The organism is Maccoyibacter intestinihominis (assembly GCF_040096355.1).
Classification (GTDB): Bacteria; Bacillota; Clostridia; order Lachnospirales; family Lachnospiraceae; genus Maccoyibacter; species Maccoyibacter intestinihominis.
Genome location: NZ_JBBMEX010000019.1, coordinates 1 through 16,483, shown reverse-complemented (window position 1 = coordinate 16,483; position 16,483 = coordinate 1). Strand labels below are relative to the sequence as shown.

Below are 16,483 nucleotides of genomic sequence, written 5' to 3'. Positions count from 1 at the left end.
TTGTTCCTTCTTGCATGGTATTCGCTGACAACCACTCTTTTTCAGGCAGTACAGTCAGATGTGTTCCTTTCCGATTGCAAATCATTCTTCCATGATGCAGCATCATTCATACAAACTTTTATCGGTTGGACGATTGATGCCGGGCAATCTGTGGCACAAATCAGCACAAAAATTCCAAATGAGATTATAGCCGGAATCATATATTGGTTATTGATGATATTGGTTGTTGGAATATGTGTGGCAGGGACAGGGATACTGGCAATACTGATAGAAATAAAGGTTATAGAATTATATAAGAAAAACTGTTGGGATGTTATTACCCTACTGATGATACTGACAAGTGCGGCTGTCATCATTTATTTTGGAGAAGTAATTAAAAAAGCATTATCAATAAATCTGTTGTTCTTTTGGTTAATTTTACAAGGAATATATCTTACAATTCGACGCTATATAAGTCAAGATACTGATTGACTAGATACAAAATATTTGATAAAATATAAATAGAAATACAGCAGATCAAAGGAGGTAAAACTTATGAGAGCAAAGAAAGTGATTGTAGGGGTAGCTATTAGTGCAATGTTAATTTCTTCATCAATTCCAGTAATGGCATTTTCTGTTACAAACGGGAATAAGACATTTGATAAAAAGTGGGAATTGAGCACTACATCTGATGGCGGAAAAGGTGTTTTGACTTATGGTTATAATACTCTTGCTATTAATGAAGATTATGCACACGCATATCATTCAACTAAAGATCATTACGCATATGTCAAGAATGGAAATGGTTCTTTTTCGGGTTCAAATGTTGGTAAAGGTAATTGGTCTAAAATTGAGGTTGCTCATAAAGGAAATAGTATTACCTACGGTAATAGCTACTAAACAAAGGTTCGGGATAATGGCTGAGTGGTTGGAATTCCAACCACTCTTTTTTGTGGAGTGTATATAAATGAAGAAAAAAATAAAATATATAGGAATTGTTTTGGTTATTTTGTTCTGTTGCTATAATTTATTTTGGTACTTCGGGAGTTATAAACCATATAACGAATTTCAGAAAGACTTCCCTGAAATAGAAGAATCTGGAGTAAAAATTTACACAGATAAAGATGGATTCCAGTATAGTGTGTCTGTCCCTGATTATTTGCTTTGGAATGGAAATCTTGCGATAGCTGAGTCAGATGTTCGATATGCACTAATTATTTGGATAAAACCATTTCACCAAGGAATAAGTCAAGGCGTGCTATTTAATGACTATAAGGATTTGAATACTCAAATTATGTTGTCAAGTAGCAAAAAAGCTGAAGATCAAGAAGATCAATGGATTGTTGATGAAAATAGCACAATATTGACTACGATATTTGAAAAAGCAAATAAAGTATGGAATCTGGGGTTGAAATAAATGAAAGCAATTAAAAACTTATGTTTGTTTTGTTTCCTGATTTTTGGAATACTTATGCAATCTGAAATATTTCAAGATCAGCTTTGGAACTTTTCTACAGCATATTTTACGTCATCACGCTATGAAGTTGCTAGTGAAGATATGTCGCAGTTTCTGAAAGATGTATCAGAAACTGCAACGGAGAATGATGTACATATTTTTTCTCAGTACAATGAAATCAATAATAAATACCTTTCAACACTTCATATTTATGGCGATGATAAAGTAATCAGACAAACATTAAAAAATACTGCAAACATAGAAGAATCAGAATATACCGCTTTAGTTTCCGGAATTACGAAAGTAAAATTTCATAATCTCTCAGAATTGCAAAGTACCTCTGTGGGTTATGAAAACTTTATCTCATACATAGGAAATGAGGACAATATTATCTCTGCATATCAGAAATTATCAGAAAAATATAGCTTAACTTATCCAGAATATTGGAATTCTACGGAAAAGGACATGATTTTTATTATATGGGGTATGATTATTGCATTGATGATTGTTCTAAATGTAATTGAAGTGGTTAGGCGAAAAAAAGAGGTTGTTGTACGAGTTTCCTTAGGAGAAAGTGCTGGTTTCATAGCATTTAAGGCTGCTTTATTCGATGTAACTTTTGACATTGCATTATTTATTGTTGCAAAAATATTGCTGTCAAATTATATATCGGGAGCATATGAGAATAGACTCGTCACAATTTTATATTCCATTGGAATTATTCTTTCCACTATTCCATATTGTTCTTTTTGCTTTTTTGATATTAGAAAGGCATTCGCAAATGCAACACACAAAAGAGGAGTGGATTTTTTAATTTATTCGTTAAAATTTATAGCAGGGGTAGCCGCTGTTTTTACAATTACCACTAATATTAGTAGTATTCATAATAACCTATTTACAAATGAACATTTGTTAGAAGAATATTATGATGCAAATTATTTTACCGTAAAGACTACTGATTTTAATGCTGAAAAAGAAGAAGCTTTTTGGAATAAACTATACAAGAATGAATATAACACATTAAAGCCTGTAATATGCTTGAATATTTTAAATGATAAAAATGATGTGATATATGTAAATAATCATGCAAAAGATATGTTACAAGGTTTTACGAAGCAGATAAATGCAGTAGAGAATGAATCTTCTGATTTGATTATTTTCATTCCAAAGAATAGATATTTTGCTAAAAACAAGCAATTAGCCTATGACTCCTTGAGCCATGTTTTAAATCATGATAATTTACAACAATTAAATATTCAGTACATAGAGTATAGCGAAACAGAATACTTTTCCTATTTAGATACAAGTAGAATAAATGGTATCGAAAAAAGCAAAAATCCGATAATTATTTATCAGGCAAACAAAGATTTAGCAGTCAATGGTGGGTATCTTGAAAGCTATAAAGCAGGAGCAGTTTTATTTCAATGTGATGAAAAACAGCTAAGAAATATCAGCAAAAAGTATGAAGATATGCTTGGAAATTATCAGCTAGTAATTACAAACGTACATGAACAGTATTTATATAATCACACATTTTTAATAAAACTCGTGGGATTTTTAAGTTCTCTTTGTACGATTGTATTGCTTTTAAATATTATGATTATTGTTACAGTAAGTAGACTAGAGTTCCGAGAAAATGCAATGAAAATTTCCTTGATGAAAATCTTTGGATATAGTTTATTTGAACGGCACAAAACACTTCTTAAAATGATTGTAGTGGAAAATTTTGTGATATTAGTAGGTATGCTTATCTATTCTTTATTATCGGTACAGACTGAAGTAGGAATTAGCATTCTTGTTAGTTCATTTATGGCACTAATAGAATTTACAATTATTTTCTTTAATATCACAATTGTTGAAAAAACAAACATACCGAAATCATTAAAAGGAGGTTGCTTATGATAACAATTGAAAATCTATGCAAAGCATATAATGATAAAATTTTGTTCAAAAATTTTCATTTGGAAATTCCAGATAGCCGTTTTTTGGTAATTAGTGGCGAAAGTGGATGCGGAAAAAGTACTTTACTTAATATGATTGGAGGTATTGAAACTCCTGACAAAGGTTCTATTATTGTGAATGGTTTTGATGTGGCAAAAAAAGGAAAAAAGCAGAAATATTTCAAAGAAGTTGTTGGATTTTTATTTCAAAATTTTGCCCTTTTGGAAAACAAAACAGTAAAAGAAAATCTAGAAATAATAAAAAAATCAGGTAGAACGGATATTTCAATAAATGAAGCTCTTGAAAAAGTTGGTTTACAGAAAGTAATTAACAAAAAAGTCTATCAATTATCTGGTGGCGAACAGCAGAGAGTTGCGTTAGCTCGTTTAATGCTAAAGAAATGTTCGATTGTATTAGCAGACGAACCAACTGGTTCCTTAGACAAAAAAAATAGTGAGATTGTTATGAATATATTGCATGAGTTAAGTGAACAGGGAAAAACAGTTATTGTTGTAACTCATAGTGAAGAAATTGTAGCACAAGAAAAGCATGTTCTATATTTATAATTACCCATAATAGAAGAATATGTTCTTTCGGGAGACACCTCCTCTAAGAACATATTCTTTTGGTTAAAATTGATTATAAAGATACTTTTATTTCAGTATATTCGCTATATTGATGGGATATATATTTGCATATTATTTATATGGATAAGGATTATAACTCTAGTGAGTCTTCTGCATCTACCCACATCTGTAAATTACCCTCAAGATATAATCTTGCATATTCCAAAGGCTCATCCACAGCCAATGAAGTAAGCGCACATTCTGATCCGTATGTGGTTTTTAGATTTTTTTCAGCTTTCCAGCAATCAATGCGAAGCATATATCCGGCACTTGTGTAAACATCAATACTATCGTGATTTATGTTGTATTCTGCATAAATTGTTCTCATCGTATCTTATCTCCATTTTCTTTTAATAATCAGTTATAGAGTTAAATATCGAAAACATTTCAATCAGTTCACCATGTCGTTATTGTTATACTGTGTTATGAAATTTTCTTTCCCTTATTTTTTCCCATATTAAGGTTCATGAAAACCAATGTGAGAATATAACACAAGGGAAAGAGTAAGGGAAAGCTCACTTGCTACAAACTTAGTATTTTCAAGGGTTTGCGAAGAATTTGATAATTAAATATAACAGTTATTAAATTTCCTAAAATATGTGAAATATCAACTGGAATTTATTTTAATATCCATGGTCAACATGTTGCCATTGTCCGCCGTTTGTTCTAACTAAAATCCACTTCCAATCATTGTATGTACTATTTGGATTCAGAGAACCATCTCCTCCAGATGAATCAACATCGAATGAAGATAGCAAAACAATGACTTCATCTGCATTGTTCCTATCTGCCCAATCTTGATGGTCTTTAGAGCTGTCATCCCCTGCATAATAAATTTCTGTAAGAGTACATCCATTCCAGTTGCTCTTAAACTCTTTTTTTATGGTGTCAATAGCAGCTGCAATGTCCTCTTCAGAATATATTTCAGATTCTACATTATGCGTATTTACTTCATTAACATTTCCGCCACAAGCACTCAAACTAAATACAAGCAGAATACATAGCATTGCACATACAATCTTTTTCATAATTCACACTACCTCCATCAATTCCGATTTCTCTCATTCTAAAAACATGAATTCCGCATTACTATTACAATGTTAACATAAAAATAAGCTGATGCATATTTTTTTCCTTAATATACATCAGCTTATTTAAATGCTGTTTTTGAGTTCGTTCCAACCATGCATTTGTAGCGGAGACGGCGGGATTCGAACCCGCGTGCCCGAAAGGGGCAAACGCATTTCGAGTGCGCCTCGTTATGACCACTTCGATACGTCTCCGTAAGGTTTGGCAACCTAGTGCCATATTCGCCGAGCGTATTCGCAACTTGCGTTGCTCATCGCGGGCTTCGGCTTAGTGCCATCTTCGCCGAGCGTATTCGTAGCTTACGCTACTCATTCGCGGGCTTCGCCCTATAGTGACAAACTTACAGAATACTGCTTACATGCAAGCATGACGCAGTATCCTGTAAGTCTGTCACTGCACGGCTCATTGCCAACGCGTACATTATACCACATTTTAGGGGGTTTGCAAGGAGAAGTTGTCGGGTAGATATTGTTATGAGGGGAAAAATATATTATAATAACTATGATTATGTATCATAACAAGAAAACTGAACCAGCAGAATGTGTGAAGGGATGTGTGTGCATGAAAAGGATAGGAATGTTAACAAGTGGCGGAGACTGCCAGGCTTTAAATGCAGCTATGCGCGGAGTGGTCAAAGGGCTGTGTGAAAGCTGTGAGCAGCTTGAGATTTATGGTTTTTTAGATGGATATAAAGGTTTGATCTATGGAAATTACCGTCTTTTGACAGGAGCGGATTTTTCGGGAATTCTGACAAAAGGTGGAACGATCTTAGGTTCTTCCCGCCAGCCGTTCAAGCAGATGCGGGTGCCGGATGAAAACGGCCTGGATAAAGTAGAAGCGATGAAGCACACTTATCATAAGCTGAATTTGGACTGCCTTGTGATCTTAGGCGGAAACGGAACCCAGAAGACAGCGAACCTTTTAAGAGAAGAAGGATTGAATGTGGTACATCTTCCAAAGACCATTGACAATGATATCTATGGAACAGATGTGACCTTTGGATTCCAGAGTGCGATCAATATTGCAACAGAGGCAATTGACTGCATCCATACGACAGCAGCTTCCCACAATCGTATTTTTATCGTAGAAGTCATGGGACATAAGGTGGGCTGGCTGACCCTTTATGCAGGCGTGGCAAGTGGAGCAGATATCATACTCCTTCCGGAGATTCCATACGACATCGACAGTGTCTTAGGAGCGATCGAAAAAAGAAGTAAAGCCGGAAAAGGATTTACGATCTTAGCAGTTGCAGAAGGTGCAATTTCAAAAGAAGATGCGAAGCTGAGTAAAAAAGAATATAAAGAAAAATTGAAAAACTACAAATTCCCATCCGTATCCTATGAATTAGCAGATATGATAGAGAAAAAAAGCGGAGCAGAAGTGCGGGTAGTAGTACCGGGACACACACAAAGAGGCGGAAGTCCGTGTCCGTATGACCGCGTTCTTTGCAGCCGTCTGGGTGCGGCAGCAGCACAGGCGATCATGGATGAGGACTATGGCAACATGATCGCGATGGTCAACGGCAAGACAAAGCGGGTACCGTTAGGAGACGTTGCAGGAAAATTAAAGAGCGTAGACCCGGAGTGTCAGATGATAAAAGAAGCGAAGAGTATGGGAATCAGCTTCGGCGATTAATGAGTGCACGGATTTAGGTGTCAGAAATGTATTTTTATATATATAGTTGAAATGATTGCACAAAGGAATATGAAAAGTTTCTTTTTGTGCAATGGAAATGAAACTCAGGAAATCATGAAACCCACTGGTGCACATGATTTCTGTTTTCGGAGGTTCATTGGAATGTTCTGCACAAGGAAACTTGGAATATTGCTTTGTGCAAGCAGTCGATAGATTTCAAAAATACAGTTCTGACCCGGGATTCGGAAAAGGGAAAGAATAGAAGTGAGGATTTCAAATGTCTTATACGGCATTATACCGAAAGTTCCGACCTCAGGAATTTGAGGATGTAAAGGGACAGGAACACATTGTAACAACATTAAAAAATCAAATAAAAGCGGACAGGATCGGACATGCATATCTCTTTTGCGGAACGCGGGGAACCGGTAAGACGACGGCAGCCAAGATTTTTGCAAAAGCAGTGAACTGCGAACATCCGGTAGATGGAAGTCCGTGTGGAACCTGTGAAGCCTGCCGTGCCATCGCGGCAGGCAATTCCATGAATGTCATAGAGATTGATGCGGCATCCAATAACGGAGTGGAAAATATCCGGCAGATTCGTGAAGAAGTGGAATATGCACCGACAGAAGGAAAATATAAAGTGTATATTATCGACGAAGTGCATATGCTATCGATAGGTGCGTTTAATGCGTTATTAAAAACCTTGGAAGAACCGCCATCTTATGTTATATTTATTCTGGCAACGACAGAGGTACATAAGATACCGATCACGATATTGTCGCGCTGTCAGAGATATGACTTTCACAGGATTTCCATAGAGACCATTTCTGCAAGGCTGACAGAACTCTTAGAAAAAGAAAACGTAACAGCCGAGGAGCGGGCAGTCCGCTATATTGCGAAAGCGGCAGACGGTTCGATGCGGGATGCGTTGAGTCTGTTAGACCAGTGTATCGCATTTTATTTAGGCGAAGAACTGACCTATGAACATGTCTTGGAAGTGCTAGGAGCGGTTGATACCGAAGTGTTCAGCAGCCTGCTCAGACGGATACTGGGGCAGGACATCGTCGGGGCGATTGAGCAGTTAGAAGAGATTATCATTCAGGGCAGGGAACTCGGACAGTTTGTGACAGATTTCACATGGTATTTAAGAAATCTGTTGTTAGTGCAAAGCTCGGACGATATGGAAGAAGTGTTAGATATGTCTGCGGAAAATCTTGCTCTTTTAAAAGAAGAAGCAAAAATGGTAGAAGCAGAGACACTGTTTCGTTATATTCGTATATTTTCGGAGCTGTCAAATCAGGTAAAATACTCCAGCCAGAAGCGGATATTGATAGAGATCGCCTTAATAAAACTATGCAGACCGCAGATGGAGCGGGATGAAGCATCCGTTTTAGAGAGGATCAGCAGAATCGAAAAGACGTTAGAAGAAGGAATCCCGGTGGCATCAGTACCGACACAAAGCAGCAGTGCAGCGGCAGGACAGCCGGAAGCAAAGCCCATAAAAAAAGAACTGCCAAAGGCGATACCGGAGGATGTACAGCAGGCGGTAGCAGCGTGGAACTCCATTTTGCAGGAACTGCCGGGACTGATGAAAGGATATTTGAAGTCGGCAAGGCTGACCCTTGGCGGAGACAACGTACTGATGGTTGTATTAGAGGATGAGATGGCAGCATCTTATCTGAATATGGAAGAACATAAAAAAGAGTTAGAGGATGCCATCGCAAGACGGGTAGAGAGTCAGGTCGATGTCAGGATACAGTTAAACGAGACAAATCGTCCGTTTGAAGAAAGTTATGTGGATTTAAAAGATGTGATCCACATGGATATTACCATAGAAGATGAATAAAAACAGGAGGAAATGAAAATGGCTAAGAGAGGTGGATTCCCGGGAGGAATGCCGGGAAACATGAACAATATCATGAAACAGGCACAGAAGATGCAAAAACAGATGGAGGAAGCAACCAAGGAGCTTCAGGAAAAAGAGGTAACTTCCAGTGCCGGCGGCGGAGTCGTAGAGGTAACCGTTTCCGGAAACCGTGAGGTAACAAAAGTAAAGATCGATCCGGAGGCAGTAGATCCGGATGATGTAGAAATGTTAGAGGATCTGATCATGGCAGCAACCAATGAGGCACTTCGCCAGATCGAGGAGATTTCTGCACAGTCCATGTCAAAGATCACAGGCGGACTTGGCGGAATGGGAGGCGGCTTCCCGTTTTAAGCCGTTAAGGAGCAGTCATGGATTACTACAGCAGTCAAATTAATAAATTAGTAGAGCAGCTATCCAATCTGCCGGGTATTGGAGCGAAATCCGCACAGCGTCTGGCATTTCATATTTTGAACATGCCGTTAGAGAATGTAAAAGAATTGTCCGCTTCTATTTTAGAAGCAAAGGAAAATGTGCGTTACTGTAAAGAATGTTTTACGCTTACGGATCAGGAGTTCTGCCCGATCTGCAGCAATCCAAAGCGGAATAAACAGCAGATCATGGTCGTGGAAAATACCAGAGATTTGGCAGCTTATGAAAAAACCGGAAAATACGAGGGAGTTTATCATGTCCTGCATGGAGCAATTTCTCCAATGCTTGGAATAGGTCCCAATGACATCCGGTTAAAAGAACTGATGCAAAGGTTGCAGAATCATGTCGAAGAGGTTATAATAGCAACGAATTCCAGTTTAGAGGGCGAGACAACCGCCATGTATATCAGTAAGCTCATCAAGCCGACCGGAATTAAGGTGTCGCGGATCGCAAGCGGCGTTCCGGTAGGAGGAGATTTAGAATATATTGATGAAGTTACCCTGCTTAGGGCTTTAGAGGGCAGAGTCCTATTATAACAGGGTTAGAAAGAGGAGAAAATAATGAACACACTAGAATTGCAGAAACAGGCAAATGAAATACGAAAAGGTATCATCGCTGCCGTGCACAGTGCAAAATCGGGTCATCCGGGCGGTTCTCTTTCCGCAGCGGACATCTTTACCTATCTCTATTTTGAAGAGATGAACATTGATCCGAAAAATCCGAAAATGGAGGACAGAGACCGTTTCGTACTGTCAAAAGGACATGTAGCACCGGGACTCTATGCAGCACTGGCACACCGCGGATATTTTCCGGTAGAAGATCTGACAACACTTCGTCATGTGGGTTCCTACTTACAGGGACATCCTGATATGAAACATATTCCGGGTGTGGATATGTCAAGCGGTTCTTTAGGACAGGGTCTTTCTGCGGCAGTAGGAATGGCACTTGCCGGAAAAATGGATGAAAAAGATTACCGGGTATATGCTTTGTGCGGTGATGGTGAGATTCAGGAAGGACAGATCTGGGAAGCTGCCATGTTTGCAGGCTACCGGAAACTGGACAACCTTGTTGTGATCGTAGATTTAAACGGTTTACAGATCGACGGAGCAATTTCCGAAATCTGTGATCCGGAACCGTTAGATAAGAAATTTGAGGCATTCCGTTTCCATACGATTACCATTGATGGAAATGATTTTGAACAGATCGCAAAGGCATTTGAAGAAGCCCGTGCAACGAAGGGAATGCCAACAGCGATCATTGCAAAGACCGTAAAAGGAAAAGGCGTGTCCTTTATGGAAAATGCTGTGAACTGGCATGGTGTTGCACCAAACGATGAGCAGTTTGAAATAGCAATGCAGGAGTTAGAGAAAGCAGGTGAAGCATTATGTCAGAAGTAAAAAAAGTAGCAACAAGAGTAGGATATGCAGAAGCACTAGTAGAACTTGGAAAAGAGCATGAGGAAGTCGTTGTATTAGATGCAGACTTAGCAGCGGCAACCCAGACAAAAGTTTTCCGTGAACAGTTCCCGGAGCGGCATATCGACTGTGGAATTGCAGAAGCAAACATGACAGGAATCGCGGCAGGACTTTCTACCTGTGGAAAAGTACCGTTTATGAGCTCTTTTGCAATGTTTGCAGCAGGACGTGCTTTTGAGCAGGTGCGTAACTCCATCGGATATCCGCATCTGAATGTAAAGATCGGTGCGACACATGCGGGAATCTCCGTAGGAGAGGACGGAGCAACCCATCAGTGTAACGAGGATATTGCATTGATGCGTACCATCCCGGGCATGGTAGTGATCAATCCGTGCGACAGTGTAGAAGCAAAGGCAGCAGTAAAAGCAGCTTATGAGCACAACGGTCCGGTATATCTTCGTTTTGGACGATTGGCAATTCCGGTGATCAATGACGAAGAGAATTATCATTTTGAGCTTGGAAAAGGAATTGTCTTAAAAGAAGGAACAGACGTTACGATCATAGCAACAGGTCTTTGTGTCAATGAGAGTATGGAGGCAGCAAAGATGTTAGAAGCAGACGGGATCAGTGCAGAGGTCATCAACATCCATACCATTAAGCCATTGGATGAAGAATTGGTACTTTCTTCTGCAAAGAAAACCGGAAAAGTCGTAACGGTAGAAGAACATTCCGTGATCGGTGGACTTGGAAGTGCAGTTGCAGATGTGCTGTCAGAAAAAGAGCCGACAAGAATGATAAAAATCGGAATTAACGATGTATTCGGAGAATCCGGTCCGGCAGTAGAGTTGATCAAAAAATACGGACTGGATGCAGAAAGCATCTACAAAAAAGTAAAAGCATTTACAAAATAAATGAAATATGGAAAAAAACATGGGACTGTCTTGTAAAAGGGGCAGTCTTTTTGTATGATCCTGCCGAAAGAAAATTTTTTACTCCGACACAAGCTGTCAAAAACTGAAAAAGGAATATGCTATGATACCCCTAACAATACTGCCACAGGCAAAGGGGGTCACCATGATAGAAATCATACAGGATGGACAAGCGACACCAAGGATAAAGCTTCCGAGAAACTTAAGACAAATTGGTAATCCGAGTGGAGAACATAAAATCTATGTGGAAGACTTCGTATACACCTTTTTGCATCCGAGCAGCCGGGAGGAAGCAGGCAATCCGAAAGTTGCAATTCTTGTGGGAACGCAGGAAGAAGAACATGGTACGCAATACTATTTCGTAAGAGGTGCTTTTTACATAGATGATATGACATTTGAAAAAGGCTTACCACAGTATAGCGAGGAGCACTGGGGATTTGCCTATAAACAGATGAAAGAGTATTTTGACGATGAAGACCCGGATAAGGCATTGCAGATCTTAGGCTGGGCGTTCGTCACGGGAGGCATGCCGGCAAGACTGACGACCGATATGGAGCGGGTGTACCGGATGAATTTCAAAGAGCCGCACTCGCTGTTGCTGTTGTTAGATGATGTGGAGCGTGAAGAGAATTTTTATGTCTATGAAAAGGGCAGTCTGCGGAAAAAAGAAGGCTATTATATTTTTTATGAGCAGAATCCGAAAATGCAGGAATACATGGTGCAGTATAAAGAGGCAAAAAATCCTGCAGGAGTGACGGAAACAGTGCTTGATGAGCCGACCGGAAGCTATCGGGAACGGATCGCCACACAGGCAAGACCGGGCAGGGGACGCTGGAGCATGGTAGGCTATGCAGCCTGTGCCGTGCTGGTGTTAAGTACGTTAGTAATGGGTGTGAACAGTATCGGAAGCTATGAAAAGATCAATGAGCTTCAGGAGGCGGTCTCTTTGATCGCAGGAAACTTCACACAAAACGAAGCAAAGCAGGCAAAGGATAACGACAAGACGATCGTTACGACCGTGGATGGAAAAGTGGAGCCGTTAGAAGACACTGCGAAGGAAGATACTGCCAGGGACAATCAATCCAAGGACAAGTCCGAAACAGACAAGAAAAAAGCCAAAGACGGTGAAAACAGCGAAAACAAACAGGACGTGGCACAGAACGATAAGAAAGAAAGCCAAAATGCCGGGGAATCTTCTGAGCAATCTTCTGAGGAAGTGCAGGAAACCGCAGCACAGCCACAGAGTGAAGCAGAAAAGATACTTGCACAGGGCTATTATATCGTACAGAGCGGAGATTCTTTAGAATCCATCAGTACAAAAATTTATGGCAATAAATCCAGAGTGGAGCGTATCAAGGAATTAAATCAGATTGAAAATGCAGATACAATTTTTGCGGGTCAGAAATTAAATCTGCCTTAATGAGAAAAATTAGTGTCATGCAAACCGATATTTGTTATAATGGACAGGAATACAAAAAGAGGTGACATGATACATGGCAGAAATTAGAAGACAGCCATTCCAAACGGTAAAAGTAGATATAGAGGAAATGGATAGGAAAATCAGAGAACACAGGATTCGGATGCTCAAAAGGGCCGGCATCGTATTAGGAATCCTGATATTGCTCTGGTTTTTGCTATATATATATCATCAGGTGCGGACCTATGACAGTCATGAGGCAAAAGTAACAGAGGACAGGCAGGACAGTGCAGCGAATACCTATCTGGAGTTTCAGGGCAATATTTTGAAGTACAGCAATGACGGAGCATTTTACACCGATACTTCCAACGAGCTGATATGGAACCAGAGCTATGAAATGAGCGATCCGGTTGTGGTGATGTCCGCGAAGTATGCCGCCATCGGAGATGAAAAGGGAACGTTAGTCTATATTTTTGACAAGGATGGACTCTGCGGAAAGATCGAGACAACCAAGCCGATCGTGCGTGTAAAGATAGCAGAGCAGGGAACGGTAGCTCTTCTCTTAGAAGAAAACGGTGTCTCCTATCTGAAACTTTGTGATAAGGCTGGGAAAACGCTTGCAGAGGGCGAGCTTCATGTGGAAAACAGCGGTTATCCAATGGATATTGCCTTATCGAAGGATGGAAAACGGTTTGCGGTGTCCATGTTGAACATCAGTGATGGAACGATTAAGAGCAGCATTGCTTTTTACAATTTTGATTCCGCAGGCGAAAAGAAGATCGATCATGTGGTAGGAACTAAAAAATATTCCGATATCATTATCCCACAGATTGAGTTTTTGGGAAATGACAAGCTGATCGCCGTCAGCGACCAGAAACTGATGCTGTTAGAGGTGTCCGGAAAACCGCAGGAGAAAAAGAGCATTAAATATGGAAGCCGTTTAAGGACCATTTTCTATAATGGAAAATATATCGGGCTGATCTTAGATAATGAGAGCAGCAGTAAAGAAGAAAAAAACGATGTGTACTGTATGCAGATTTATGACAACAGGGGAGCGCTTGTGAAAGAAAAAACATTCTCAAGAACTTACCGGAAGGCAGAGTTTTTAAATAATAACGAAGTGTGTCTTTTGAATGATAACGAATGTACGATATTTACGCTGCGTGGCGTGGAAAAATACCACGAAGCCTGGGATAAGAGCATTTATAAAGTGCTTCCGGGCAGAACAGCAAGCCGTTATACCTTTATCTTAGATGGAGAAACGGTACAGGCAAAATTGAAATAAAAGAGGTTAAACTATGAATTGGCTTTTGGTAGTCGTCCTGGTCATACTCGCAGGACATACGATCAAGGGATACCGCCGCGGATTGCTGAGGGTATTGTTTTCCGTGGCATCCCTGTTAATTACGGTACTTTTTGTGGCATGGGCAACGCCGTATGTCAGCAATTTTTTAAAAGAGAATACGAAAATTTATCAAAAAGTTGAGACAAAGTGCGAACAGAAAGTCCGAAAGGACACGAAAGAGCAGATTGTCCAAAAAGAGGAAAAGAGTACCGGACTTTTAGAGGAGTACGGCATCCGGCTTCCGAAATCCATCGAAGAAAAATTATTTGGCAACGTAGAAAAGGGTGCCGATAGCGTGCTTGAAACCAGTGGAGTCTATAAAGCAATGGCAGAGCCGTTAGCACAGTTAGCAGTCGATGGCATTGCATTTTTTGTTTCGCTGATCGTATGTGCGATCATACTGCATCTGATCGGTGGGGTACTGGATATCGCATCAGAACTTCCGGTAATAAAGGGAATCAATCAGGTGTTAGGTTTAGGAGCGGGATTGTTGTATGGTTTGCTGCTTGTCTGGCTGTTCTTCTATTTTGTCGCGGTGATGCAGGCATTTCCGTTTGGACAGAGTCTGTTGGCGATGATACAGCAGAGTGAGTTTTTAACAGCACTCTATGAGGACAACATGGTTGCTTATGTGGTGCAGTATGTATTGTAGGATGTACTGTGGGATTGAGGGTTATGATCTTGCTGTCCCCCTTTTTTGCTGTAGCCGGTATGTCCCATATAGCCGATGACATCGCCGGCAGTCACAACGCTGCCCTCTTTCAGACCTTTCTGAAAAGGGGAATTCTGGCGTAAATGGGCGTAGTAATAATAGCGTTTCTTATCAAAACTGCGGATGCCGATACGCCAGCCGCCATACTGGTTCCAGCCGAGGGCTTCGACATAGCCGGATTCCACGGCAATGATCGGTGTACCGATCTGCCCCATCATATCGTGACCTAAGTGCGGGCGGCTGTAGCCATAGCTTCTGGCAGTACCGAAATCATCGAAATCACCATAGGGAAAGCCTTTTGCAATCGGAGAAAAAGCCTTGAGTCCGTAGTGCTTTTCGTATTTTTTACTGCCGGGTTCGGTTTCAAGTTCATATTCTCCGACATATCCGCCTAAGACAGCCGTATATGCTTCTAAAAAATAGTCGTAGTTTTTCAGATCCTTTGTGAGCTTTTTCATGGTAGTGGAGCGGTTGGACAGATCTGTAGCAGTCTGTGTGATAAAGCGGGCAGATTCGTTAGAAAAAGTGCCGCCGTTTTTTGTGGCAGTATAGGCGAGCAGTTCGATCCAGTTGAGAGGAATGTCAGTATCGTGACTTTCGACATCCAGATCATAGGCAACGCACAGAGCTTCGTAGGGAACGGTGAAATTCACCCATTTGATGAAATCCTTGTCTTTCTTTTTGTCGCGTTTTCCCTCCGAAGCAGAAGAAGACTTAGAAACAGAGGCGGATGTAGATGCCGACTGTGTATATTTTAATCCGGCAAACAGGCTGCATACCATAAGCAGACTGAAGAGTTCTAAAGTAATGACAGAAGTTTGTTTTTGTGGTTTTTTCATGGCGTTGTCCTTAAATAAATTCATAACAGTATATGATAAAAGATACGAAAATAGGAGTAAAAGGAATGGAAGTGTGGAAAAAGAGTCCACTGTTTCACGGAATGACCGAACAGAAAATAGAAGAAATTCTGATGCAGGAGCAGTGCAGAAGGAAAAAATACGAAAAAGGGACATTTGTCTTTTTAGAGGGGGACGTACCTAAGAGTCTGTTTCTTCTGATACAGGGCAAGGTTACGATCTCGCAAAGCACCATGTCCGGCAGACGGATCCTTTTGACGGATATCACACGTTCCGGAGATCTGTTTGGGGAAGTCTATTTATTTATCGGAAAAGAAGCCTACGATATGGATGCACAGGCAGTCGAAGATTCAGAGGTGCTTGAGATCGCGGGCGAGATCCCAAGAGTGCTCTGGCAGAATATGTTAGAGATTTTTGCAAAAAAGGCATATCTGATGAATCAGAAGGTAAAGGTCTTAGGCTGTGCCAGTATCCGTGAAAAGATCGTGCGTTATCTGTTTGAAAGAAAAAATACCGACGGAACGATCCGTGGAAATCTGGTGCGTGAAGAGATGGCAGAATATATGAATGTGACCAGGCCATCTCTGTCGCGGGAACTCGGAAGTATGCAAAAAGAAGGAATCCTTGAGATACAGGGAAGAGATATTAGGATCGCAGACTGGGAAAAATTTGAAATGTATTTATAAAAATCCGTAACATATGTTACGGATTTCAGACTGTAGACAAAGCGCTCCGAGAAATCATGTTTCTCGGAGCCTTTTTCTATCACTATAAAGATGTTTGGGT

General features: G+C 40.3%; 18 protein-coding genes and 1 tRNA gene. 15 read left to right on the top strand and 4 right to left on the bottom strand.

The window, feature by feature from the left end:
* The 5 genes from WMO43_RS13660 to WMO43_RS13640 form a co-directional block, all read left to right on the top strand.
* Positions 1 to 471, top strand: a 471-nt coding sequence (locus tag WMO43_RS13660; RefSeq protein ID WP_349212853.1) for a DUF6040 family protein, incomplete at its 5' end; no start/stop codon positions are given.
* A gap of 63 nt (positions 472 to 534) precedes the next feature.
* On the top strand, positions 535 to 879 hold the full coding sequence (gene mdcF / locus WMO43_RS13655) for a broad-spectrum bacteriocin mediterrocin MdcF (RefSeq protein ID WP_005608346.1): 345 nt from the start codon (positions 535 to 537) through the stop codon (positions 877 to 879).
* Positions 880 to 946: 67 nt separating this feature from the next.
* Positions 947 to 1,396: a hypothetical protein gene (locus tag WMO43_RS13650; protein ID WP_004843525.1), complete on the top strand. Its 450-nt coding sequence runs from the start codon at positions 947 to 949 to the stop codon at positions 1,394 to 1,396.
* Positions 1,397 to 3,337, top strand: coding sequence for a DUF1430 domain-containing protein (locus WMO43_RS13645; RefSeq protein WP_005608344.1), 1,941 nt, complete (start codon positions 1,397 to 1,399; stop codon positions 3,335 to 3,337).
* The gene (locus WMO43_RS13640) at positions 3,334 to 3,942 is read left to right on the top strand and encodes an ATP-binding cassette domain-containing protein (RefSeq protein WP_005608342.1); all 609 of its coding nucleotides are present in this window, start codon (positions 3,334 to 3,336) and stop codon (positions 3,940 to 3,942) included. Before WMO43_RS13645 ends, WMO43_RS13640 begins: the two co-directional genes overlap by 4 nt.
* Before the next feature lie 151 nt (positions 3,943 to 4,093).
* Here WMO43_RS13640 and WMO43_RS13635 read toward each other — a convergent pair whose 3' ends face one another.
* From WMO43_RS13635 to WMO43_RS13625, 3 genes are all read right to left on the bottom strand, one after another.
* Positions 4,094 to 4,330, bottom strand: a complete 237-nt coding sequence (locus WMO43_RS13635) for a DUF6061 family protein (protein WP_004843528.1) — start codon at positions 4,328 to 4,330, stop codon at positions 4,094 to 4,096.
* Positions 4,331 to 4,625: 295 nt separating this feature from the next.
* Positions 4,626 to 5,030 carry an LptM family lipoprotein gene (locus WMO43_RS13630; protein WP_117613823.1) on the bottom strand — a complete coding sequence of 135 codons (405 nt, stop codon included), beginning with the start codon at positions 5,028 to 5,030 and terminating at the stop codon, positions 4,626 to 4,628.
* 168 nt (positions 5,031 to 5,198) lie between these two features.
* A tRNA-Ser gene (locus tag WMO43_RS13625) sits at positions 5,199 to 5,285 on the bottom strand.
* Positions 5,286 to 5,652: 367 nt separating this feature from the next.
* Here WMO43_RS13625 and WMO43_RS13620 point away from each other — a divergent pair.
* The 9 genes from WMO43_RS13620 to WMO43_RS13580 all read left to right on the top strand — a co-directional run bounded on the left by WMO43_RS13620 (position 5,653) and on the right by WMO43_RS13580 (position 14,780).
* The gene (locus WMO43_RS13620) at positions 5,653 to 6,726 is read left to right on the top strand and encodes a 6-phosphofructokinase (protein ID WP_177963476.1); all 1,074 of its coding nucleotides are present in this window, start codon (positions 5,653 to 5,655) and stop codon (positions 6,724 to 6,726) included.
* A 277-nt stretch (positions 6,727 to 7,003) separates the two neighbouring features.
* On the top strand, positions 7,004 to 8,572 hold the full coding sequence (gene dnaX / locus WMO43_RS13615; protein WP_353531550.1) for a DNA polymerase III subunit gamma/tau: 1,569 nt from the start codon (positions 7,004 to 7,006) through the stop codon (positions 8,570 to 8,572).
* An 18-nt stretch (positions 8,573 to 8,590) separates the two neighbouring features.
* Positions 8,591 to 8,944 carry a YbaB/EbfC family nucleoid-associated protein gene (locus tag WMO43_RS13610; RefSeq protein ID WP_177963474.1) on the top strand — a complete coding sequence of 118 codons (354 nt, stop codon included), beginning with the start codon at positions 8,591 to 8,593 and terminating at the stop codon, positions 8,942 to 8,944.
* A 17-nt stretch (positions 8,945 to 8,961) separates the two neighbouring features.
* Complete coding sequence (gene recR, locus WMO43_RS13605; RefSeq protein ID WP_353531549.1) at positions 8,962 to 9,558, top strand: recombination mediator RecR; 597 nt, start codon at positions 8,962 to 8,964, stop codon at positions 9,556 to 9,558.
* A 24-nt stretch (positions 9,559 to 9,582) separates the two neighbouring features.
* A complete protein-coding gene (locus WMO43_RS13600; RefSeq protein WP_353531548.1) occupies positions 9,583 to 10,419 on the top strand; it encodes a transketolase in 837 nt (278 codons plus the stop codon).
* The gene (locus WMO43_RS13595) at positions 10,407 to 11,348 is read left to right on the top strand and encodes a transketolase family protein (RefSeq protein WP_353531547.1); all 942 of its coding nucleotides are present in this window, start codon (positions 10,407 to 10,409) and stop codon (positions 11,346 to 11,348) included. Before WMO43_RS13600 ends, WMO43_RS13595 begins: the two co-directional genes overlap by 13 nt.
* Positions 11,349 to 11,511: 163 nt before the next feature.
* Positions 11,512 to 12,786 carry a LysM peptidoglycan-binding domain-containing protein gene (locus tag WMO43_RS13590; RefSeq protein WP_353531546.1) on the top strand — a complete coding sequence of 425 codons (1,275 nt, stop codon included), beginning with the start codon at positions 11,512 to 11,514 and terminating at the stop codon, positions 12,784 to 12,786.
* 73 nt (positions 12,787 to 12,859) lie between these two features.
* Entirely contained in the window at positions 12,860 to 14,068 is a 1,209-nt protein-coding gene (locus WMO43_RS13585; RefSeq protein WP_177963469.1) for a DUF5711 family protein, read from the top strand.
* Between the two features lie 13 nt (positions 14,069 to 14,081).
* Positions 14,082 to 14,780 (top strand): CvpA family protein, encoded by a 699-nt coding sequence (locus WMO43_RS13580; protein ID WP_353531545.1) that lies wholly within the window; start codon positions 14,082 to 14,084, stop codon positions 14,778 to 14,780.
* On the opposite strand, the gene WMO43_RS13575 is transcribed toward WMO43_RS13580, so the two are convergent.
* Positions 14,756 to 15,679, bottom strand: coding sequence for a M23 family metallopeptidase (locus tag WMO43_RS13575; RefSeq protein ID WP_353531544.1), 924 nt, complete (start codon positions 15,677 to 15,679; stop codon positions 14,756 to 14,758). The two genes, WMO43_RS13580 and WMO43_RS13575, sit on opposite strands and share 25 nt — an antisense overlap.
* Before the next feature lie 65 nt (positions 15,680 to 15,744).
* Between WMO43_RS13575 and WMO43_RS13570 the strand changes: the two genes are divergently transcribed.
* On the top strand, positions 15,745 to 16,383 hold the full coding sequence (locus WMO43_RS13570) for a Crp/Fnr family transcriptional regulator (protein WP_177963467.1): 639 nt from the start codon (positions 15,745 to 15,747) through the stop codon (positions 16,381 to 16,383).
* Positions 16,384 to 16,483: the final 100 nt, after the last annotated feature.